The organism is Phyllobacterium sp. CL33Tsu (assembly GCF_900113985.1).
Taxonomy (GTDB): domain Bacteria; phylum Pseudomonadota; class Alphaproteobacteria; order Rhizobiales; family Rhizobiaceae; genus Phyllobacterium; species Phyllobacterium pellucidum.
This window is the reverse complement of sequence record NZ_FORJ01000001.1, coordinates 1,200,346-1,220,453: the sequence shown is the minus strand read 5'-3', so window position 1 is coordinate 1,220,453 and position 20,108 is coordinate 1,200,346. Positions and strand designations below refer to the sequence as shown.

The 20,108-nt window shown below is 59.2% G+C and carries 23 protein-coding genes and 1 tRNA gene; 18 read left to right on the top strand and 6 right to left on the bottom strand.

Features of this window, described 5'->3' with window-relative positions; genetic code table 11:
- Window position 1: 1 nt before the first annotated feature.
- Complete coding sequence (locus BM074_RS05950) at window positions 2-2,119, bottom strand: oxidoreductase (RefSeq protein ID WP_244532739.1); 2,118 nt, start codon at window positions 2,117-2,119, stop codon at window positions 2-4.
- Between the two features lie 209 nt (window positions 2,120-2,328).
- Here BM074_RS05950 and BM074_RS05945 point away from each other — a divergent pair, with 209 nt between their 5' ends.
- On the top strand, window positions 2,329-2,970 hold the full coding sequence (locus BM074_RS05945; RefSeq protein ID WP_210186471.1) for a TetR/AcrR family transcriptional regulator: 642 nt from the start codon (window positions 2,329-2,331) through the stop codon (window positions 2,968-2,970).
- A gap of 63 nt (window positions 2,971-3,033) precedes the next feature.
- A complete protein-coding gene (locus tag BM074_RS05940; protein WP_091920430.1) occupies window positions 3,034-3,816 on the top strand; it encodes an SDR family NAD(P)-dependent oxidoreductase in 783 nt (260 codons plus the stop codon).
- A gap of 6 nt (window positions 3,817-3,822) precedes the next feature.
- Here BM074_RS05940 and BM074_RS05935 read toward each other — a convergent pair whose 3' ends face one another.
- On the bottom strand, window positions 3,823-4,464 hold the full coding sequence (locus BM074_RS05935) for an alpha/beta hydrolase family protein (RefSeq protein ID WP_091920428.1): 642 nt from the start codon (window positions 4,462-4,464) through the stop codon (window positions 3,823-3,825).
- A gap of 10 nt (window positions 4,465-4,474) precedes the next feature.
- Entirely contained in the window at window positions 4,475-5,587 is a 1,113-nt protein-coding gene (locus BM074_RS05930; RefSeq protein WP_091920427.1) for a calcium:cation antiporter, read from the bottom strand.
- A 148-nt stretch (window positions 5,588-5,735) separates the two neighbouring features.
- Here BM074_RS05930 and BM074_RS05925 point away from each other — a divergent pair, with 148 nt between their 5' ends.
- The 5 genes from BM074_RS05925 (at window position 5,736) to BM074_RS05905 (ending at window position 10,076) form a co-directional block, all read left to right on the top strand.
- Entirely contained in the window at window positions 5,736-6,521 is a 786-nt protein-coding gene (locus BM074_RS05925) for an LssY C-terminal domain-containing protein (protein ID WP_091920425.1), read from the top strand.
- A 236-nt stretch (window positions 6,522-6,757) separates the two neighbouring features.
- Window positions 6,758-7,273, top strand: a complete 516-nt coding sequence (locus tag BM074_RS05920; RefSeq protein WP_091920423.1) for a DUF992 domain-containing protein — start codon at window positions 6,758-6,760, stop codon at window positions 7,271-7,273.
- 69 nt (window positions 7,274-7,342) lie between these two features.
- A complete protein-coding gene (locus BM074_RS05915) occupies window positions 7,343-7,945 on the top strand; it encodes a DUF922 domain-containing Zn-dependent protease (RefSeq protein WP_244532738.1) in 603 nt (200 codons plus the stop codon).
- A 103-nt stretch (window positions 7,946-8,048) separates the two neighbouring features.
- A complete protein-coding gene (locus tag BM074_RS05910; protein WP_091920409.1) occupies window positions 8,049-8,237 on the top strand; it encodes a hypothetical protein in 189 nt (62 codons plus the stop codon).
- Window positions 8,238-8,387: 150 nt separating this feature from the next.
- Entirely contained in the window at window positions 8,388-10,076 is a 1,689-nt protein-coding gene (locus tag BM074_RS05905) for an arylsulfatase (protein ID WP_091920408.1), read from the top strand.
- Between the two features lie 363 nt (window positions 10,077-10,439).
- On the opposite strand, the gene BM074_RS22970 is transcribed toward BM074_RS05905, so the two are convergent.
- Entirely contained in the window at window positions 10,440-10,754 is a 315-nt protein-coding gene (locus BM074_RS22970; RefSeq protein WP_175498913.1) for a hypothetical protein, read from the bottom strand.
- A gap of 97 nt (window positions 10,755-10,851) precedes the next feature.
- On the opposite strand from BM074_RS22970, the gene BM074_RS05895 reads away from it, so the two are divergent.
- The 3 genes from BM074_RS05895 (at window position 10,852) to BM074_RS05885 (ending at window position 11,984) form a co-directional block, all read left to right on the top strand.
- A complete protein-coding gene (locus BM074_RS05895; protein WP_175498912.1) occupies window positions 10,852-11,136 on the top strand; it encodes a hypothetical protein in 285 nt (94 codons plus the stop codon).
- Window positions 11,137-11,242: 106 nt separating this feature from the next.
- Window positions 11,243-11,479, top strand: coding sequence for a hypothetical protein (locus BM074_RS05890; RefSeq protein ID WP_139217636.1), 237 nt, complete (start codon window positions 11,243-11,245; stop codon window positions 11,477-11,479).
- 169 nt (window positions 11,480-11,648) lie between these two features.
- Window positions 11,649-11,984 carry a hypothetical protein gene (locus BM074_RS05885; protein ID WP_091920404.1) on the top strand — a complete coding sequence of 112 codons (336 nt, stop codon included), beginning with the start codon at window positions 11,649-11,651 and terminating at the stop codon, window positions 11,982-11,984.
- A 403-nt stretch (window positions 11,985-12,387) separates the two neighbouring features.
- Here the strand turns inward: BM074_RS05885 and BM074_RS05880 are convergent.
- A tRNA-Ser gene (locus tag BM074_RS05880) sits at window positions 12,388-12,478 on the bottom strand.
- Between the two features lie 366 nt (window positions 12,479-12,844).
- On the opposite strand from BM074_RS05880, the gene BM074_RS05875 reads away from it, so the two are divergent.
- The 3 genes from BM074_RS05875 (at window position 12,845) to BM074_RS05865 (ending at window position 15,088) form a co-directional block, all read left to right on the top strand.
- Complete coding sequence (locus BM074_RS05875) at window positions 12,845-13,168, top strand: hypothetical protein (protein WP_091920402.1); 324 nt, start codon at window positions 12,845-12,847, stop codon at window positions 13,166-13,168.
- 190 nt (window positions 13,169-13,358) lie between these two features.
- Window positions 13,359-14,354, top strand: a complete 996-nt coding sequence (locus BM074_RS05870) for a BMP family lipoprotein (protein ID WP_027230697.1) — start codon at window positions 13,359-13,361, stop codon at window positions 14,352-14,354.
- A 92-nt stretch (window positions 14,355-14,446) separates the two neighbouring features.
- Window positions 14,447-15,088 carry a LysE family translocator gene (locus tag BM074_RS05865; RefSeq protein WP_210183725.1) on the top strand — a complete coding sequence of 214 codons (642 nt, stop codon included), beginning with the start codon at window positions 14,447-14,449 and terminating at the stop codon, window positions 15,086-15,088.
- A 10-nt stretch (window positions 15,089-15,098) separates the two neighbouring features.
- On the opposite strand, the gene BM074_RS05860 is transcribed toward BM074_RS05865, so the two are convergent.
- The gene (locus BM074_RS05860) at window positions 15,099-15,314 is read right to left on the bottom strand and encodes a SlyX family protein (protein WP_027230695.1); all 216 of its coding nucleotides are present in this window, start codon (window positions 15,312-15,314) and stop codon (window positions 15,099-15,101) included.
- A gap of 172 nt (window positions 15,315-15,486) precedes the next feature.
- Between BM074_RS05860 and BM074_RS05855 the strand changes: the two genes are divergently transcribed.
- From BM074_RS05855 to BM074_RS05835, 5 genes are read left to right on the top strand one after another with little or no spacing between them, the layout of a single operon-like run.
- The gene (locus BM074_RS05855) at window positions 15,487-17,019 is read left to right on the top strand and encodes an ABC transporter ATP-binding protein (RefSeq protein WP_091920401.1); all 1,533 of its coding nucleotides are present in this window, start codon (window positions 15,487-15,489) and stop codon (window positions 17,017-17,019) included.
- On the top strand, window positions 17,016-17,567 hold the full coding sequence (locus tag BM074_RS05850) for a cysteine hydrolase family protein (RefSeq protein WP_091920400.1): 552 nt from the start codon (window positions 17,016-17,018) through the stop codon (window positions 17,565-17,567). The genes BM074_RS05855 and BM074_RS05850 overlap by 4 nt, the downstream gene beginning before the upstream one ends.
- A complete protein-coding gene (locus BM074_RS05845; RefSeq protein WP_027230692.1) occupies window positions 17,564-18,709 on the top strand; it encodes an ABC transporter permease in 1,146 nt (381 codons plus the stop codon). Before BM074_RS05850 ends, BM074_RS05845 begins: the two co-directional genes overlap by 4 nt.
- Window positions 18,709-19,680 (top strand): ABC transporter permease, encoded by a 972-nt coding sequence (locus BM074_RS05840; protein ID WP_027230691.1) that lies wholly within the window; start codon window positions 18,709-18,711, stop codon window positions 19,678-19,680. Before BM074_RS05845 ends, BM074_RS05840 begins: the two co-directional genes overlap by 1 nt.
- A complete protein-coding gene (locus BM074_RS05835) occupies window positions 19,680-20,090 on the top strand; it encodes a cytidine deaminase (protein WP_091921500.1) in 411 nt (136 codons plus the stop codon). The genes BM074_RS05840 and BM074_RS05835 overlap by 1 nt, the downstream gene beginning before the upstream one ends.
- The last annotated feature ends 18 nt before the right edge of the window (window positions 20,091-20,108 follow it).

Genomic DNA, 20,108 nt, shown 5'->3' with positions numbered 1-20,108 from the left:
CCTATTCCGCCGCTGCGCGAGATTTGAATTCGGGCTCGGCATCGACGATCGGCGTATCGCGCCGATATGGCGCGTATTGCCTGCCACCAAGCTCCTGGGCGCAAGTATGGCCGCTATGGACCGCATGCGCGATAGCGCCGGGCGCAAGGCCGTCGCCGATGCGGCGAATGCTTTTGATACCTGCCGCCGAAACGTCTTCGCTGCGCGCGGTCAGGGCCTCGAAGAGTTCGTTGCGCGGCATGCGCAGGCCGACGACAAGGACCGACCGGCATTTGATGCGGAACGTTTCGCCGGTGAAGAGGTGGGTAAGCGTTGCCATCGCACCGTCGAAGGCGGTGAGCATGTGCAGCGTCGTGACCCGGACGTTGCGCCGCGCCAGCGCCCGATGCACCAATGGCAATTCGTTGGTCATTATCGTCCATGCCGATGCCTGCCCGGCGGGCGTCACATAGGTGACCTCATTGCCCTGCTGCGCAAGATATTCGGTGAGAACGCCGCCCATGTAGTAGTTGTCGAAATCAAAGACCAGCGTCGGCCCTTCCGGCAGGCGCCCCGCCGCGATGTCGTCGGGCGTATAGACGCGCGGATGATCGAGCTCACCAACCGGTATTTCCATGGATGAGTAGAGCATGCGGGTCCAGCGGGCGCCGGTCGCGAGGACGAGGTGATCGGGCGCGAGATCGATGATTTCGTCGACGCCAATATCGCTCTCGAGATACATCGACACGTTGGTCATTTCGTTGAGACGGCCGAGCCGGTATTCTGCGACGCGGTTCCAGGTGGAGAGGCCCGGAAGCCGTGTTTCGAATGTGAGCCGGCCGCCGAAGCTCGTGCCCTTGTCGGCGAGCGTCACCTCGTGGCCGCGACGGCCGAGGGTGAGCGCACATTCAAGGCCGGCAGGCCCCCCGCCGACGATCAATACCTTTTCCGGCTTCTTGGCTGCGTCCACCCGTTCGGGATGCCAGCCTCGCCGCCACTCCTCGCCCGCTGTCGGGTTCTGGGTACAGCGCACCGGTACGCCGTCATGCCAGCTCGAAATGCAGATATTGCAGCCGATGCATTCGCGGATCTCGTCGTGGCGGCCTTCCTTGATCTTCGCCGGCAGGAAGGGATCGGCGATCGATGGCCGTGCCCCGCCGATGAGGTCGAGGACGCCGCGCCGGATTTGCGAGACCATCGTATCGGGCGAGGTGAAGCGCCCGACTCCGACGACGGGCTTCTTGGTCAGCGCTTTGACGAAGTCGATGACCGGTTCGTGGCTGCCTTCGCCCGTGAAACGCGATGCGGAGCAGTCAGTCGGGCTCGAATCCATCTTGACGTCGAAGAGGTCGGCGTAGTCGGCGAGGAGTTCGATCACCTCGTGCGCCTCGGAGGGCTGGTGTGTACCCGGACGACCCCGCAGTTCTTCAAGGCTGATGCGCAAAGCAACGCCGCAATCCTTGCCGACGGCATCGCGCGTCACATCCAGAAGCTCGCGGACGAAGCGCACACGGTTTTCCAGCGAACCGCCATATTCGTCGGTGCGATGATTATATTCGGGCAGCAGGAATTCATAACCGAGATAGCCCATGCCGGCATAGACATAGACGATGTCGAAGCCCGCGGTGCGCGACTTCCGCGCGCCTTCGGCCTGCCAACGCAGGACATCGCGAATGTCCGACTTATCCATCGTCTTCGGCCGCGCATTGCCCATGAAACCCACATGCGTCGCCATCCACGGAATGCCGGAGGGCGATAGGGGCGGAATGCGGCTGGTGCGGTTCATCACCGAGGCACCGCCATGCCAGAGTTCGACACCGGCGAGAGAGCCGTGGCGGTGGACAGCCTCCGTCATCATCGCATGGGCGCGGATATCATTCGTGTCCCACATGGTAGCGAAGGGAAGCGGAGAATCGTCGGAACTTGGATCGGTGGAGCATGCGCCGGTGCATATGACACCCCAGCCGCCCTCGGCCTTGGTTTCACGAAATGCAGCGCGAACGCGGGGCAGCGCATTGGTCATGCCACTGGCATGCGGCACCTGGTAGAAACGGTTGGGCGCGGTGACCGGCCCGATCGTCACCGGCTCAAATAGGACGTCGTATCGGGGATCCCGCTTCATGCCAAACCTCGTTCCCATTGTCCGCATCCGGGGCGGATCGTTGGAAAAAGGATATGCAGGAATTGCGTGTTCCGCAAGAGAAATTATATGATCGTATAATTTCTCTATTAGTATTTGAATTAGTTATGTTATTTTGATATTAAGCATGAACTAAGTGAGTCGGTTGGCTAAGATTTTCGCCTCTTCGCCCCTGATTCCTCGATGTGATTAAGCAACGGGAAATGATCTTGGCCAAGTCCAAATCAGGTGTGAGAATGCGGGCCGGGTTCCGCCGTGAAGCTCCGGAGGATCGCCGCCGGCAATTGGCCGAGGCGGCTCTGCGCTGCATCGTCCGGCATGGAAATGCCGGGGTATCGGCGCGGCAGATCGCCATGGAGGCCGGCGTCACGCAAGGGCTGATCACACATCATTTCGGCGAGATAAACGAATTGGTGGCCCATGCCTTCGACATCATGTCCGATGGCATGCTCGATACGGTCATGACGGCCGTTGACAGCGCTTTGCCCGAGCCCAAGGCGAGGCTGGAGGCCTTTGTCGAGAACTCATTCTCGCCGGCGCTGTTCGATCGCGACGTGCTCGGCGTTTGGGTCGTTTTCTGGGGCCTGATCCTGCACTCGCCGCGCATGAGCGCCTCGCAGAAGGGGGAATATACCGCCTATGTCGTCACCGTGGAGAAACTGATTACGGACTATGCCGAGGCGGAGGGCTGCGCGATAGCCAGTCCGCGTCTTGCCGCGATTGGCTTCACGGCGCTGATGGACGGCCTCTGGCTCGCTTGGTGCTTGAATCCCGAAGCATTCCAGCCCGAGGAAGGCATCAGGATCGGCAAGAACTGGATCGAGGGATTGCGGCTCGGCGCCTTCGCCTGACCGTCTCTAGGCCGATTTCACACCTCCATGCTATGGTCTGCCTTGGGAGAACGAGGAGGATAAATCGTGGCACAGCCGAGCGAACATGCACCCAACTTCAGTCTGGACGGCAAGGTAACGCTGGTCACCGGCGCATCGCGCGGCATAGGCAGAGCCTGCGCACTTGCCTGTGCTGCCGCTGGCTCCGACATCGTCCTCGGCTTGCGCGACATTTCGGGTTCATCCGATCTGATCGCTGAAATCGAAGCCATGGGGCGCAAGGTCCTGCCGGTACGACTCGATATTTCGCAGCGCGCGGACATAGAAAGTGCGGTCGAGACCGCTCTGAAACAATTCGAGCGCATCGATGTGCTCGTCAACAATGTCGGCGTTGCGCCAGGCGATCTTGCCGAACGCGTCTCGGAAGCGGCGGTCGACGAGATTCTGCAGGTCAATATCAAGGGCACGTTCTTGATGACCCAGACTGTTGCCCGGCACATGATCGACCGCAAGGCAGGCCGCATCATCAGCATCAGTTCGCAGGCGGGAACCGTTACGCTGCGCGGCGAGGCGATATATTGCATGAGCAAGGCCGCGATCAACCATTTGAGCCGGTGCCTTGCCGCTGAATGGGCGCCCTATGGGATAACCGTCAACACGGTCGCACCAACCTTCATCTGGACAGACGGGACCCGGCCCGCCCTTGCGGACAAGGATTTCCATGACCAGACGCTCGCCCACATCCCACTCGGACGAATCGGCGAAACCCGCGATGTTGTGGGCGCCGTCGTTTTCCTGGCATCACCGGCCGCATCATTGATCACAGGGTTGAACCTGCTCGTCGACGGGGGCTGGTCAATCGCCTGACACGACCTAACGCTTTAGGCCCTCCGCCCAGCCCGCCACTGTGGCGGCCAGTGTCTTCAGGTGATCGGCGGCCGAAAAGCCGGATATGCTCTTGCGCGGCTTGAGATCGTGGTCGCCATCTTCAAGCCAGAGGATTTCGATCTTGTCGGAAAGGTCATAGCCCGCGACCTCCTCCCTGGTGCCGAATTCGTCGCGCGTTCCCTGGCAAATCAAGGTCGGCGTCATCAATCCTGCAAGATGCTTCGTACGCAATTGGTGCGGTTTGGCCGGCGGGTGGAATGGATAGCCGAGGCAGAGCAATCCGCTGATCGCGCCAGCCGCATAGAGTTCATCGGCGATCATGCTGGCAACCCTGCCGCCCATCGATTTGCCGCCGATAATCAGGTGCTGCGGTTTGCCGAGCGCGGCGATGGCGTCGACATACTGGGGTTTGAGCGTCTCGGCACGCGGTGGCGGCTTGCGTCCTGCCGAGGTGCGCCGCGCCGCCATATAGGCAAACTCGAACCGCGCCACCCGAAAGCCCGCTTCGGCGAGAGCCTTGGCCGTCGCGGTCATCGAAGCAGAGTCCATCGGCGCGCCAGCGCCATGTGCCAGAAGAATGGTGACCGGCGCATCGTTACTGCCGTCGAAGAGGAACCTGTCCTGCATTTCAGTCTGCCTATTTGGTGGTGACGAGAAGGATGAAGGCGACGAAAACCACGAGATGAACGAGACCCGTCAACACGTTGGTTCGTCCTGTCCCGAAACTGTGGATGCTGATGCCGAGAATAAGGGCAAGCAACACCGAATCGCCCCCTGGCAGGCCGAGCGTCAGTTCGCGGCCGGTAATGACGCTGGCAATGCCGATGGACGGGATTGTCAGGCCGATCGTCGCGAGCGCCGATCCGAGCGCAATGTTGAGACTGCGCTGCAATTCGTTGTTCATGGCGGCGCGGATTGCCGACAGGGCCTCGGGCAAGAGGACAAGCGTTGCAATGAGCGCGCCGACTATGGCGTCCGCTTGTTGGACTCCGATCGCATCGAGACCGTTCTCGACGCCGATTGCCACCCGTTCGGCGAGGAGGACAATTCCGAAAAGCCCGATCATCAAAAGGACGGCGTTGATCCACGAACCTTCGCCGGGATGTGCGTGCCCGGCATGTGTGCCTTCGGCGTCACCAATGTCATCGACGAAATCATCGCGGTGCCGAACCGTCTGCGCGAAGACGAAGCTTCCGTAGAGCAAGGCAGAGCAAATGCTCACGAAGGTGAGCTGCAAACGCGAAAATGTGCCTGGTGCGTCATGCAGGGTGAAATTCGGCAGGATCAGCGTCAGGACGGCAAGCGCCGTAAGCACGGAAAGAATCGCGCTCGTGCCTTGCCGTTTCATCTCCTGCTGGCGGTGCTGCATACTGCCAAGCGTAAGGCAAAGACCCACGACGCCGGCACAAACGATCATGACCGTCGAGAACACCGATTCCCGCGCCAGTGTCGGGTTATTTTCCCCATGCAGCATCATGGCGAGGATGATCGAAACTTCCACAGTGGTAACGGCAAAGGTGAGGAGCAATGTGCCGTAAGGTTGGCCGAGGCGTAGCGCCAGGCCTTCCGCATGCTGCAGGACGACAAACACGGTGGCGAGGAGCAAGGCGATTGCAAGCGCGGAAACGACAATGCCGATGCCGTGACGCCCGGCGCCGACCGGCACCTTCGCCACTTGAATGCCGACCGCAAGGGCAAGGCAGGCAATCGGGATAAGATAGCGATGGATTGAAATGGGTCGTGGGGCCATGAACGATCCGGGTCAAGCGAGTGCACGCTATTCCTACCACTCCTCCCGGAACAGGCCTAGCCCGACCTGCATCCAGAGATTGCATTTCGTATTTTGCCAAGCCGTGCGAAGATCGAGTTGCGTATTAGGGGAGTCGCGCGGGGGAAACATGAAGCGCTTGCTCATCGGGGTTGCAGTCGTGGTCGCGGTTTACCTCCTGCTGGCCTATGTGATTCTGCCAGCCGCCTGGACCCACTACGAGCGCCAGCCCGGTCTTGCACGTCGCGCCATGGTGACGATGACGGCGGGCGGCATGCCTGGCGATCCCTTGAATGTTGGCCTGATCGGCAGCCGCGAGGATGTCGTGCGCGTCATGCACGCTGCTGGATGGTATCCTGCCGATCCGGTCACCCTGCGCTCGAGCATCGATATCATCGGCAGCGTCGTCTTCGACCGGGCATATAAGAGCGCGCCCGTAAGCCCGCTGTTCTACGATGGGCGCCATGAGGACCTTGCCTACGAAAAACCCGTAGGTGACAGCGCTCGCCATCGCCACCATGTCCGCCTGTGGGAAGTGCTGCAATCAGGCGAGGAAGGACGCCCGGTGTGGCTGGGTTCTGCGACGTATGATGCGCATGTTGGCGTCAGCGAATATACGGGCCAGGTGACGCATGACATTTCACCCGATGTCGACCGGGAGCGGGACTTTTTCGCGGGCAGTCTCAGTGAGGCGGGGATGGTCAACGCCATCTACGAGGTTTCCGGGGTCGGCCCGACGCTGAATGGGCGCAATGGCGAAGGAAGCCGATATTTCACAGACGGTGAAATTCACATGCTGGACCTGGTCAAGGACGGACAGAAGCGCAGCGCGCCGCCGCAGGTGCTGCCGCCTCCGCCTTTTATCGAGGCGAAGGACCAGGCCTGGCACGGCGTCAAGAACATGCTCGGCTTTTGATGCGTGATGTTGCGCTTCTCGAATCAAATTACCGCAGCTTATCAACGCGATGCCTTCAAATTGACCCAAAGGAGGAGGTACCATCAAGTTTCTGAAATTTGCGCATCCAGACATGCTGTTGACATCATCCGTTCCAATTGTCCCAATTGGAACCGTTCTGCGTGGAAACCGTTGCCCCAACCGTAGCCGACGATCAAATACCCAAGGTCCGCAGGCCGAATCTTAAGGAGAAAATCATGAAAAAGACCTTTGCAATGGTGCTTACTGGAGCTTTGCTGGCAGGCGTTGGAGCGAGCTCCGCCAATGCCGCTGATATGGCGCGCTACCAGAGCCCGGATGCGCGCGGCGGCGTCAGGATCGGCTATCTCGACTGCACGATCGGCGGCGGTGTCGGCTATCTTTTAGGGTCGGCGAAAGAGATCGACTGCATTTTCCGTTCCAGCCTGACGGGTGATCGTTCGGAGCGCTACTCCGGTGCGATCAGGAAACTCGGCGTCGATGTCGGGTTCACGACACAAAGCCGCCTGCTGTGGGCGGTGTTCGCACCAACGGCCGGCTATCACCGCGGTTCGCTGGCCGGCGTCTACCGCGGCGCGACAGCGGAGGCCACGATCGGTGCGGGTATCGGGACCAATGTGCTCTTTGGCGGCACGGCAGGTTCAATTCACCTGCAGGCAATCAGCGTGACCGGGCAGATTGGGTTGAACTTGGCCGCAACCGGAACGTCGATGACGCTCGCTTCGGCGAACTGAACCTTCAGTTGCCCCTTCCGCTCACCGGAAGGGGCATTTCGATCAATGTTGAATTGGGCGGGGGCTCACGTGAACAGGAACGTCCAGCGCGCGCTCGTTGTCGCCTGCCTTATTGTGCTTCCAGCAACGGCCAACGCTGACTGGCAGGCGGTCGAACAGGTCGAAACCTATGCAATCAGGGGCAAGTCGGGCGCCGAACTCTACGCCTCTATTGGAGAGCGCGGTCCGCAACTTGGGGGTGGCAAGGTCCGCACCATCGCCCATACCAACTTCAAATTGACATGGCGGCGAAACTATCAAAATCAAGGCACCGCCTGCACACTGGTGTCGGCGCAGCCGAAGCTGATCATCACCTATACGCTTCCGAAGCCTGCCGAACCTCTGCCGCCATCGGTTCGAGCCGGTTGGGAAACCTTTATAAGCGGCATCGAGACCCATGAAAGGGTCCATGGCGATACGATCAAGGAGATGGTCAAGGCAATCGAGGCTTCTACGGTCGGACTGTCCATGCCCGGTGATCCCAAATGCCAGAAGATCAGGTCCGAGATGACCAGTCGTCTCTCCGCATTGTCTCTGGCGCAGCGGCAGAAGAGCCGGGATTTCGACAAGGACGAAATGAGCGAGGGCGGCAATGTTCGCCGTCTCATCCTGCAACTCGTAAACGGGTCCTGAGACGCGAGGCGCGTCATTCCACCCTGCCCAAAGGGATGCCCTGACGGCACTTTACCGGCGTGATATTCTGAGCCTGATCAAGTTTTGATCGGGGGACACACGAATGAAAGCCTTTGCCTTGACGCTTGCAGCGCTCGCGCTCGTCGGCTGCATGGGAAACAAGATCGAACCGCCCTATATCACGCCGCAATCATCGATCTATGGGGCACCGCAGGCAAGGCTGGCAGGACGTTGCTTGCCGGCGGTCAACGGCCATGGGAAGGCTGCTGTCTGCATCAAAAAGTACCCGTGACAAGGTACGCGGGGGCGCGCTCCGGGTGTAGCCTACCGTAAGTTACCTGTCTGGCCTTCTTTATTGCAGTAACCTTTCCATGCGCGTGGCCCATCACAGCCAAAGCCTCTGCCCGGCAGCGTGGGCCCGCCGCCAACGGAGGTTACGGTTATGGGTTCAAGTAGGCTCAAATACTTTGCCGCGGCAGTGGCATTGACTGGTACGTTTCTATCGCCGGTCGCAAATACGGCGCACGCTCAAAACAGCAAGCCCAATATTGTCGTCATCATGGGCGACGATGTCGGCTGGTTCAATGTCGGCGCCTATCACCGGGGCATCATGTCCGGAAAAACGCCCAACCTCGACAAGTTGGCGTCCGAGGGCATGATGTTCACCGACTACTACGCCGAAGCGAGTTGCACGGCCGGCCGGGCAAGTTTCATTACCGGTGAAATACCGTTGCGTACCGGGCTGACGACGGTTGGCCAAGCCGGGGCAGATGTCGGGATGCCCGACAAGGCCGCGACCATTGCTGCCGCCCTCAAGACGGAAGGTTATGCAACGGGTCAATTCGGGAAGAACCATCTCGGCGATCTGAACAAGTTCCTGCCGACGCTGCATGGCTTCGATGAGTTCTTCGGCTATCTCTATCATCTTGATGCCATGTCTGATCCTTACTGGTATTCCTTCCCCGACGATCAGTCATACCGCGATAAGGTCGGGCCCCGTAATCTCGTGCATAGCTTTGCGACGGACACCGATGACGCGACCGAACAGCCGCGTTGGGGCAAGGTCGGCAAGCAGCGCATCGTCGACGAGGGTCCACTGGCGCCTTACCCGGACATGTCCAATGTACCGAACATGCACGACATAACGCCTAAGGCGAAGTACGACATGGGAACGTTTGACGAAGTGCTGGTCAAGGCTTCCTGCGACTTCATGGACAAGGCCAAGACGGAAAACAAACCGTTCTTTGTTTGGCACAACACGACGCGCATGCATGTCTGGACGTTTCTTTCGCCAAAATACCAGGCGCTCATGAACAGCACGTCCAACTATGGGCTCGAAGAAGCCGGGATGGCGCAGCTGGATGACAGCGTCGGCGCCATCCTGAAATGCATCCAGGATTCGGGCGAGGCAGACAATACCATCGTCCTCTTTACGACTGACAATGGTGCTGAAGTATTTACCTGGCCTGATGGGGGCATGACGCCTTTCAAAGGCACGAAAGGCACCGTGATGGAAGGCGGCTTCCGGGCGCCGGCCATTATCCGTTGGCCGGGGAAGGTCAAGCCCGGGACGGTCGAAAACGGCATCTATTCCGCGCTTGATTGGTTCCCGACGCTGGTGGCGGCAGCGGGAAACCCCGATATCACCGACCAGTTGCTCAAGGGTGTGAAACTGGGTGAAACCACCTTTAAGAACCATCTCGACGGCTACAATCAGATGGACCTCTTGCTGGGCAAAGGCCCGTCCGCACGCCACGAATTCTTCTATTTCGGCGGACCCCAGCTCGGTGCAGTACGCATCGATGATTTCAAGTTCCAGTTCTTCCAGCAGCCACAAGGTTGGCCCGGTGCAAAGGTTACGACCGACATGCCGACCATGGTCAATATCCGCCAGGACCCGTTCGAGCGGACACCATCGATTGGCGAGCAGAGCCTCAACGATCTCGGCGGCGGTTATATGAACGACTTCTTCGCTCGCGAGTTCTGGAGGTTCGTCAGTGTCCAGCAGGAGGTCGGGAAACTCGCGCTTACGGCCGTCGACTACCCGCCAATGCAGGACCCGGCGTCATTCAACCTCGATGCTGTCAAGCGGCAGATCGATGCCGCAATCAAGAACAAGCCCGGCAACTAGGCCGGTCTGGATTGTATGAAGCGGGCGGCTCAAAAGGCCGCCCGTTTGCCTGTGCACGCAGTAGCCTATTCGTCGTTGGAAGGTCGTCCTCGCATTCGCCGCCGGACGATGAAAAAGGCCCAGACGAGCACGATCAGGAACATCGCGCCGAATGCGTAGCTCAGAATATTCGTTGAGAAAACATTGGCTGAATAAGTCATCATTGTTTTTGCAATCTTGAAAAAAGCGCGCCATTACAGAATTTTTCACAATTATGCTTTTGAATTCGGCGCATGTCATATTTCAAACTGAGCAATCAGACTTTTGTTCCGCACCGCCTTACAAGTCAAATCGAAATCGCGTCCACAATATTTGGTTTATTATTCAATCTTTTGGCCACGAACCGCAATTAAAGCGCAATTGCCGCTCAAGCTCCTGTTCTCGTCTTTTGGCCACAATCTGGCTCTTCGCGCAAATCCTCGACCCGCCATGGCTCTCCAAATCGCCGAGTGCTGCTTGTGATGGAGGAATTTGCATGAACCGCGTACCAAACGTTTGATTGCTCATTTCTTGGAACCCTTCGCCTTGCGCGGATTGGACGGGGTTCAGCCCCCCGGCGAATACGATGTCGATGTAGACGAGGAAATGATCGAAGGCCTGTCCCGGCTCGCTTATCAGCGCGTGGCGACCTTTATCCACGTTCCGGCAAGGGGTTGAAAGCCCATCGAACGCAGCTTGTTGCGATCGACTATGACGAACTCGAAATGGCACTCAAAAGAGAACAGGAAACAAACAAATGAATATCCACCGACGCTACAAGTTGCCGGTAACCCCGCCGCATCGATTTGCAATCGGCCAGCACGTCCGCCTGCGCAGCGGCGGCGGCGCAGCGATGAAGAGCACTGCAACCTTCGAGATTCTTGCGAGGCTTCCGCCGCTGGGTGGCTCGTTCCAGTATCGTATCCGCGACGCAGAAGAGAAACACGAACGGATGGCCACTGAAGATAGTCTTGAAGCCATCGATATCTGGAGCAGCGGCGACCGCGACAGTTTGCGGGCACTTGCAGACGTGCATTCATGAATGGCCCAACAGCAGGAATTTAAAGGGCCGATGCGCGGACCCTGCTGCGCGGTTTATCCAACCCGGAGATCATGGCGAAAGGACTGGTATTTTGGCGAGGAATACCGTGCGGACAGCCCGCCACGCCTTCATCGAAAACCTCAAGCTTGTCATTGCCGAGTATCAGGCAACAATGGAGCGCCTTATTGCTGGAACCGATCAGGTGTTCAGTACCGGAAAGTACGGAGGCGAAGACATTTCCGTCGAAACGGCGGCACACTATAAGCAGCTTATATCGCACTATAAGGCCGCCGTCCTGCGCTTCGAGAACGAGCAGATACGCAAGGTCCAGCCAAAACTTTGAGTTGGTATGCTTATGCGCGCGGTCACTTGAAACCCAAAGACAGCAATGTGATCGAAGCATGATTGACTTAACGGTGATTTGAGCGCGTTAGTCAGTGGTCGTCAGGCATGCAATGGCCGCTGACGCTTGAGAGTATCTGCTCCCGCCTTTTAACCGCGAGGAGACAGACATGTTGCCTATCGATCATACCATAACCAGCCCCCATCTCCTGCTCGCCGCCGACTGGCTTGTGCTGCAGGCTGCCCATGAAAGCGCATCGAAGAACCTTGGTCGATCGCCGAACGGTCACCGCTACTCTGACCGCTTGGCCAGGCAGGTTTTACGCCTGTTTGAATTGGGGCATCGCGACATAGCCATCATCGCGGCAGTCGCCGCACAGACGGAACGGGCCCAGGCCCAGCATTCGTACAGCCTGAACAAGATTCTGACGCTCGTTCCCGCGAATGAGCAGGCGCGGCAATACCGGTTGTCCGGCTGCGGGCAGAGCCTTGACGGTTACCACTGACTGTTCCGGTTTTTACTGGTCGCTGGCGGCAGCCATCCACTTCTAAAGAAGTGGGCTAGGCCCGCGTGATCACGGTGTTAGAGGCGCATCATGGCCCAAAAAATTGACGGGAAACTCCAGTGCGAGGAATGCCGGACGATTTATCTGAGCATCCCCCGAATAGACAACGATGACGGCCCGGTCTTTTGCAGCGAATGCGGAGCGTATATGGGACGTTGGCGGGATGTCCGATCGGAATTTTCCGCGCAAGGCGGCCAAAACGGCGTGTTCGAATTGTCGAATGGTCAAATCATCCGCATCGAGTTTTATGGCAAGATACCGCGACGCGGACCCTAGTCGCCGAGCTGCAAACGGGATGTTCGGGAAGTAATGGGAGAGTGGCGTTCCTAGGTCTCAGTGAAACTGGCGGAGAGAGCGGGATTCGAACCCGCGTTACGCTTTTGACGTAAACACACTTTCCAGGCGTGCGCCTTCAACCACTCGGCCACCTCTCCGCAGAACGTCCGGCATCTGCCAGGCGGGTCGATAATATCGGCCGCAAATGCCGGCCGTGAGCACCGTCAAACCATCGGTCACTCTTTTTTGAAGCATGCACGGCGCTGTCGATGGTTAGCCGACAGCGACCCCGTGCGGCGCGCAATATAGTCAGAACAGGCACTTGTTCAACACCTATTTCAGTTTTATCGCGCTTTGCCGCAATTTCTCAAATTTGACGCTGATTTTACTGGGAGTTTTCGCGAAAATTTCATCACGTGCCGTCAAAATGCCGGTAAGGTGGCGTTCATTCGTGTCCTCTTACGATCGCCGGCGGTGCCTGTCGACCCGATCGCGATCAGGGCGCAAGATTCTGGAGTGGTTGAGTGATCCGTGCGTTTCTAAGGCTGCTTGCCTACATTTCCCTGAGCTTGGCGATCATCGCCGCAGTCCTGGACGGTGCCCGTTCCGTCGGGGCGTCGCGTCTGGTCATGACATCGCTGCGCGACAGCTGGCAGTCCTTCTCGCCTTCAACCCTTGTCCCAGCCGAGGACTATATCCGCTCGCATCTCTATCCCATGCTATGGGATCCCCTGATGCTCTGGATCTTCGAAACGCCGACCTTCATCATCTTCGCGGCGCTGGCTTTTGTGCTTTACGCGTTCGGTCACCGGCGCGAGCAGCGGGCAGGGCGCTTTGCAGCCCGCTGATCCGATCTAACCAACTGACATAACTCGATATTTGCGCAATATTTGACCGGTCAGCAAAATTCCGCGTGAATTTTGCCTGCGGGCATGCCAGATTGAATTTTGGGGCGGGGGCCATCGTGGGTTGCCGCCACGATTTCGAGGATCGACGGCAGGTTGGTTCTTTCAACAAAAATCCAGAGGGTTGGTTCAAATGAAGCGCATTCTTCTCGGTCTCATGGCCGCTACAGCATTGTCAGTCTCGGCTTTTGCCGCCGATGACAAGCCGGCCGTGATCTATGATCTGGGCGGCAAGTTCGACAAATCATTCAACGAGGCCGCGTTCAACGGCGCCGAGAAATACAAGACGGACTCGGGCGTCAAATATCGGGAGTTCGAAATCCAGAACGAGGCACAGCGCGAACAGGCACTGCGCAAGTTTGCTTCTGACGGCAACTCACCGATCGTCATCGCCGGTTTCTCCGCCGCTGCCGCGATCGAAAAGGTCGCAACGGAATTTCCTGACACCAAGTTCGTCATCATCGATGCGGTCGTCGAGAAGCCCAATGTTCGCTCCGTGGTCTTCAACGACAATGAAGGCTCCTACCTCGTCGGCGTGATCGCCGCCAAGGCTTCGAAGACCGGGACGGTCAGCTTCATCGGCGGCATGGACGTTCCGCTCATCCGCAATTTCGCCTGCGGCTATGTCGGCGGTGTCAAGGCCACGAACCCCGATGCAAAGGTCATCCAGAACATGACCGGTGATACCCCGGCTGCATGGAACGATCCGGCCAAGGGCGGCGAAATCGCCAAGTCACAGATCGACCAGGGCTCGGATGTGGTCTTTGCTGCCGCTGGCGGCACCGGCATCGGTGTACTGCAGGCCGCCGCTGATGCGGACAAGCTCGCAATTGGTGTCGATTCCAACCAAAACGGCCTGCATCCGGGCAAAGTTTTGACATCGATGATGAAGCGCGTCGACGTTGCTACCTATAATGCCTTCAAGGACGGCGCTGACGGCAAATTCACCGCGGGTGTCAATGTCCTTGGTGTCAAGGAAGGCGGCGTCGATTATGCGGCGGATGAAAACAACGCCAAGCTTTTGACCGATGACGTCAAGACGGCGGTTGAGGCGGCCAAGGCCGATATCATCTCCGGCAAGATCAAGGTTCACAACTACAACACGGACAATGCCTGCCCCTACAAGTAAGCGTTAATCCATAAGCACTTGAGAAGCCGCCGATAGTGACATCCGGCGGCTTCGTCGTTAGTACTGGGCGCATTCAAACCAAGGAGCTCGCCGTGACTGCTTTTGCCGTACTCCTCAGCATTCTCGCCGCCATCGCCATCGGCGCAATGAGCCCGGGCCCCAGTTTTGTCCTCGTATCGCGCATTTCCGTCGCATCATCGCGAAGCCATGGGCTCGCATCGGCGCTCGGCATGGGGGTCGGGGGCGCGTTCTTTGCGGCGCTCGCCGTCCTTGGACTAACTGCGCTGCTGCTCAAGTTCGAATGGCTTTACGTGGTATTGAAGCTTCTCGGTGGGGCCTATCTTGTCTACCTTGCCATCAAGATTTGGCGCGGCGCATCCGAACCGCTCGCTGTGCCGGGTCCGAGCGGCGAGGGCAGAGGTCTTTCCGTGCGGCGGGCATTTCTCGTCGGCCTTTTCACCCAGCTCAGCAATCCGAAGACGTCGATCGTCTATGCCAGCATCTTTGCCGCTCTCATGCCGCAATCGCCGCCTCTCTGGCTGCTTCTCGCACTTCCGCCCATGCTATTTTGCGTCGAGGCCGGATGGTACACGATCGTGGCACTCGCCTTTTCGGGTACGCGCGCCCGCCTCGTCTATATGCGCTTGAAACGCTGGATCGACCGCGGCGCGGGCGCCGTCATGGGCGCCCTCGGCGTGAAGCTGATGGCGGAAGCGATCACGTCCAAAGCCTGATTGCCCGCCCTTAATAATGCGGCGGCTTGGTAATTGGGATATCCGGTGTCGCCTGTTCTTCGAGAACAAGGAAGCGGTCGGTCAACGCCCCGAGCTGGCGGCGCATGGCTTCGATTGTCTTCCACTGCTCGGTGATCTGGCCGGAAAGTTCCTCAATGGTCTTCTCCTGCTCGGTGACGATAATCTCGAGGCGCGTCAAACGATCTGGCCGGTCTTCCGTCGTCATTGCTCGTCTCCATTGCCGTGCGGTTTACTCTCTAGGCGGTGGGCGATCCCGGTGCAAGGCGCGTCGCCCGATGGCTGTTGAATCTTGCGTTTCTTGACTGGAAAGAAAAAAATCCCGTGTTAGGGTCGAAACGCGAAAAGACGATAAAAGCTGCGAAACAGCGGATGGGGATATGGCCGAACCGGCAATCGAACTTGTTGGAATTGATAAGCGCTTTGGTGCCGTACACGCCAATCGCGACATCCATATGCTTGTCGAAAAGGGCACGATCCACGGCATTATCGGCGAGAACGGCGCCGGCAAATCGACGCTGATGTCGATTCTCTATGGTTTTTACCAGGCTGACAGCGGCGAGATCCACATTAACGGCGTGCCGGTGAAGATTCCCGATCCGAATGCCGCCATCGGCCTTGGTATCGGCATGGTGCATCAACATTTCATGCTGGTCGAGAACTTTACGGTCCTCGAAAATGTCATGCTCGGCGTCGAGGGCGCGCCGCTCCTGAAGAACGGCATTGCCAAGGCAAGGGCGGAACTGAAGCGGCTCGAGCGCGAATACCAGCTCGATGTCGATCCGGACGCGCTGATCGAGGAACTGCCCGTTGGCTTGCAGCAGCGCGTGGAAATTTTGAAGGCGCTCTATCGCGGCGCGGAAATTCTGGTTCTCGACGAGCCGACTGGGGTTCTGACGCCGCCCGAGGCGGATCACCTCTTTCGCATTCTCGAACAATTGAAGGATCAGGGCAAAACCATCGTGCTCATCACGCACAAGCTGCGCGAGATCATGGCGGTGACCGACAATGTGTCGGTCATGCGCCAGGGCTCCGTCGTGGCAACGCGAAAGACCGACGAGACGACGGTGGAGGAACTCGCTGAACTGATGGTTGGCCGCCGCGTGCTCCTGCGCGTCAAGAAGGGCGAGGCAAAGCCGGGCGAGACCAAGCTTTCAGTCGAGCACCTTACCGTGCGCGACAGCCGTGGCGTCGTCATGGTGGACGACGCATCCTTTACCGTACGCGCCGGCGAGATCGTCGGCATTGCCGGTGTCGCCGGCAACGGCCAGTCGCAGCTTATCGAAACCATCGCAGGGATTCGAACGGCAATTTCCGGCCGCGTGCTGCTCGACGGCCAGGTCATCGATATCACTGGTGCTGCCGACCCTGGCGAACTGCGCGATCGCGGCCTCGCGCATGTGCCGGAAGACCGGCACCACATGGGTCTCGTCCTTGCCTTTGAGGAATATGAAAACTCGATCCTCGGCTACCATGACGACCCGCTTTATCTTCGCGGACCGTTTCTCGATATCGAGGCGATCCAGGCGGACGCGCGCAAGAAGATCGAGAAATACGATATCCGTCCCGGCGATCCGCGCCTGAAGACGGCGAACTTCTCCGGCGGCAACCAGCAGAAGATTGTGCTCGCACGCGAGATGGAGCGCGATCCCGGTGTGCTCATTATCGGCCAGCCGACGCGCGGCGTCGATGTCGGCGCCATCGAATTCATCCACAAGCGCATCATCGAAATGCGCGACGCCGGCAAGGCGGTGCTTCTTGTTTCCGTTGAGCTCGACGAGATACGCTCCCTCTCGGACCGCATTCTTGTGATGTTCGCCGGCCGCATCGTCGGCGAAAGGGATTCCGATGCCAGCGAAGGCGAGCTCGGACTGTTGATGGCGGGTGTCGAAGCGAAGGAAGCAGCCGAATGACGACCCAGGCACTCCTCATCATCGACGTTCAAAAAGCGATTGATGATCCGAAATGGGGCCGGCGCGGCCAACCCGGTGCGGAGGAAGCGATAGCACGTTTGCTCGCCGCCTGGCGCGAGCGACGTTTGCCGGTCATCCACATCCGCCACGATTCCACCGATCCGCAGTCCCCCTACCGGCCCGGCACCGACGGCAATGACTTCAAGCCGGAGGCCGAACCGCAATTGGGCGAGCCCGTCGTCGACAAACGCACCAACAATGCCTTCATCGGCACCGATCTGATGGATGTGCTGGACGAATTGCAGGTCCGCAGCCTGGTCATTGCCGGCGTGCTTCTCGAAAACTCTGTCGATGCCACGGTGCGCATGGCCAGCAATCTCGGGTTCGAGGTAACGATCCCCGAGGATGCGGTCGCAAGCATCGACCGCAAGGATCGGAGCGGCAAGCTATGGAGCGCCGAAGACGTGCATGCGCTGTCACTGGCCATTCTCGATGGCGAATATGCCCGCATTTCAATGACTGACGCGATCATCGAGACCTTGCCATGAGCCAGCCCTTCGCCAAATTGCCTGCCTGGGCCGATTACGGGCTTCTGCCACTGATCAATCTGATCGTTGCATTTCTTGTGGCAGGCCTCGTTGTGATGCTTGTCGGCGAAAGCCCGATCGACGCCGCGGTTCTGATGGTAAAGGGGGCCTTCGGCTCCGGCGACGGTGTCGGCTACACGCTCTACTACGCCACCAACTTCATCTTTACCGGGCTCTGCGTCGCGGTCGCGTTTCATTGCGGCCTCTTCAATATCGGCGGCGAGGGCCAGGCCTACATTGGCGGGCTGGGCGTGACCATTGTCGGTCTCGGACTTGGCAATTCCCTGCCCTGGTGGCTGGTATTTCCGCTCGCGATCCTCGCCTCGGCACTGGTCGGCGCTCTCTGGGCCCTGATCCCGGCATGGCTGCAGGCAAAGCGCGGCTCGCATGTCGTCATCACCACGATCATGTTCAACTTCATTGCCGCCAGCATCATGGTCTACCTTCTGGTCGGCGTTCTGAAGCCGCTCGGCAGCCAGGCTCCTGAAACCCGCGTCTTCGGCGACGGCGGCCAATTGCCGGGCCTCGGCTGGCTGCTCAATATCATCGGCCTCGAGATGCGCTCGGCCCCTCTCAACATCAGTTTCCTGCTCGCGCTTCTGGCCGCCTTCCTGGTCTGGCTGCTGATCTGGCGCACCAAGCTCGGCTATGAAATTCGCACCATGGGCTTCAGCCCGAAGGCGGCCCGCTATGCAGGCATCAGCGAGTTGCGGATCATCATTATCACCATGATGATTTCCGGCGCCCTCGCCGGAATGATGGCGCTGAACCCGATCATGGGCGCCCAGCACCGCATGCAGCTCGATTTCGTGCAAGGCGCGGGTTTCGTCGGCATCGCCGTCGCGCTGATGGGGCGTTCCCATCCGGTCGGCATCGTGCTCGCGGCAATTCTCTTCGGTATGCTCTATCAGGGCGGCGCGGAAATCGCCTTCGACATGCCGAATATCTCGCGCGACATGATCGTCATCATCCAGGGTCTCGTCATTCTTTTTGCCGGCGCGCTCGAGCATATGTTCCGCCCGTCGCTGCAGCGCATTTTCCAGCGCGTGGGCCGGGTGAAGCGGGAGACTGCATCGGTGGTCACAGCTGGGGGTGGGCAATAATGGATTTTCTGATCACCCTGCTGCAGCTCTTTGATTCAACGATCCGCCTCTCTGTGCCGCTGCTGCTCGCCTGCCTGGCGGGTCTCTATTCCGAGCGATCAGGGATCTTCGATATCGGGCTTGAGGGCAAGATGCTGGCCGGAGCCTTTGCGGCCGGCACGGTTGCGGCCTGGTACGGCTCCGCCTGGGCGGGGCTTCTCGCTGCCGTCCTTGTATCCGTGGCGCTCGGTCTCGTGCATGGCTTTGCCTCGATCACCCATCGCGGCAACCAGATTGTCTCGGGCGTTGCCATCAACTTCATCGCGGCGGGAACCACCGTCATCCTCGGACAGGCATGGTTCAGCCAGGGCGGGCGCACGCCGTCCTTGCCCAATACGGCACGTTTCAATCCGATCAATCTTCCGGGCGCCGAGGCAATGCGAGGTGTCCCGATCATCGGCCCGATCTATTACGAACTGATCTCGGGTCATTCGATCCTGGTCTATCTCGCCTTCTTGCTCGTCCCGTTCACCTGGTGGGTGCTCTACCGCACGCGATTCGGCCTGCGTTTGCGTGCCGTGGGCGAGAACCCGGCGGCGGTCGATACCGCGGGCGTATCGGTGCCCTGGCTGCGCTATCGTGCCGTCATCTGCTGCGGCGTGCTTTGCGGCGTTGCCGGTGCCTATCTTGCCACCGCCCAGGGCGCCGGCTTCGTCAAGGACATGACAGCCGGCAAGGGCTACATAGCGCTTGCGGCATTGATCTTCGCCAAATGGCGTCCGGTGCAGGCAATGTTCGCTTGCCTGCTCTTCGGCTTTCTCGATGCCGTTGCCATTCGCATGCAGGGCCATCCCATGCCCCTGATCGGCGAGGTGCCCGTGCAATTGATGCAGGCGCTTCCCTATATTTTGACCATCGTGCTGCTCGCCGGCTTTATCGGCAAGGCGATCCCGCCCAAGGCCGGGGGCGTTGCCTACGTGAAAGAAAGATGATGACCAACAGCAAGGACCTTTTCGACGCGGCCTATGCCGCGATGCAGAAGACGCATTCGCCCTATTCGCAGTTTCCGGTTGGCGCCGCGATTCGCACCAGCGACGGGCGCATTTATTTGGGTTGCAATATCGAGGTTGTCTCCTATCCGGAAGGCTGGTGCGCCGAAACGACGGCGCTCTCACACTTCGTCATGGGCGGCGGCGGCACGATCACCGAAATCGCTGTCGTCGCCGAGAAGAAGGCGAAATGCACCCCCTGTGGGGGCTGCCGCCAGCGGCTAGCGGAATTTGCCGGCCCCGATGTGCTGCTCCACCTTTGCGACAATGACGGGATTGTCGAGACCTTGACGATGAAGGAGATTTTCCCCTTCGGCTTCGAAGCGGAAGTCCTCGGAGGAGCAAAGGGATGATGAACATCCATGACGTTG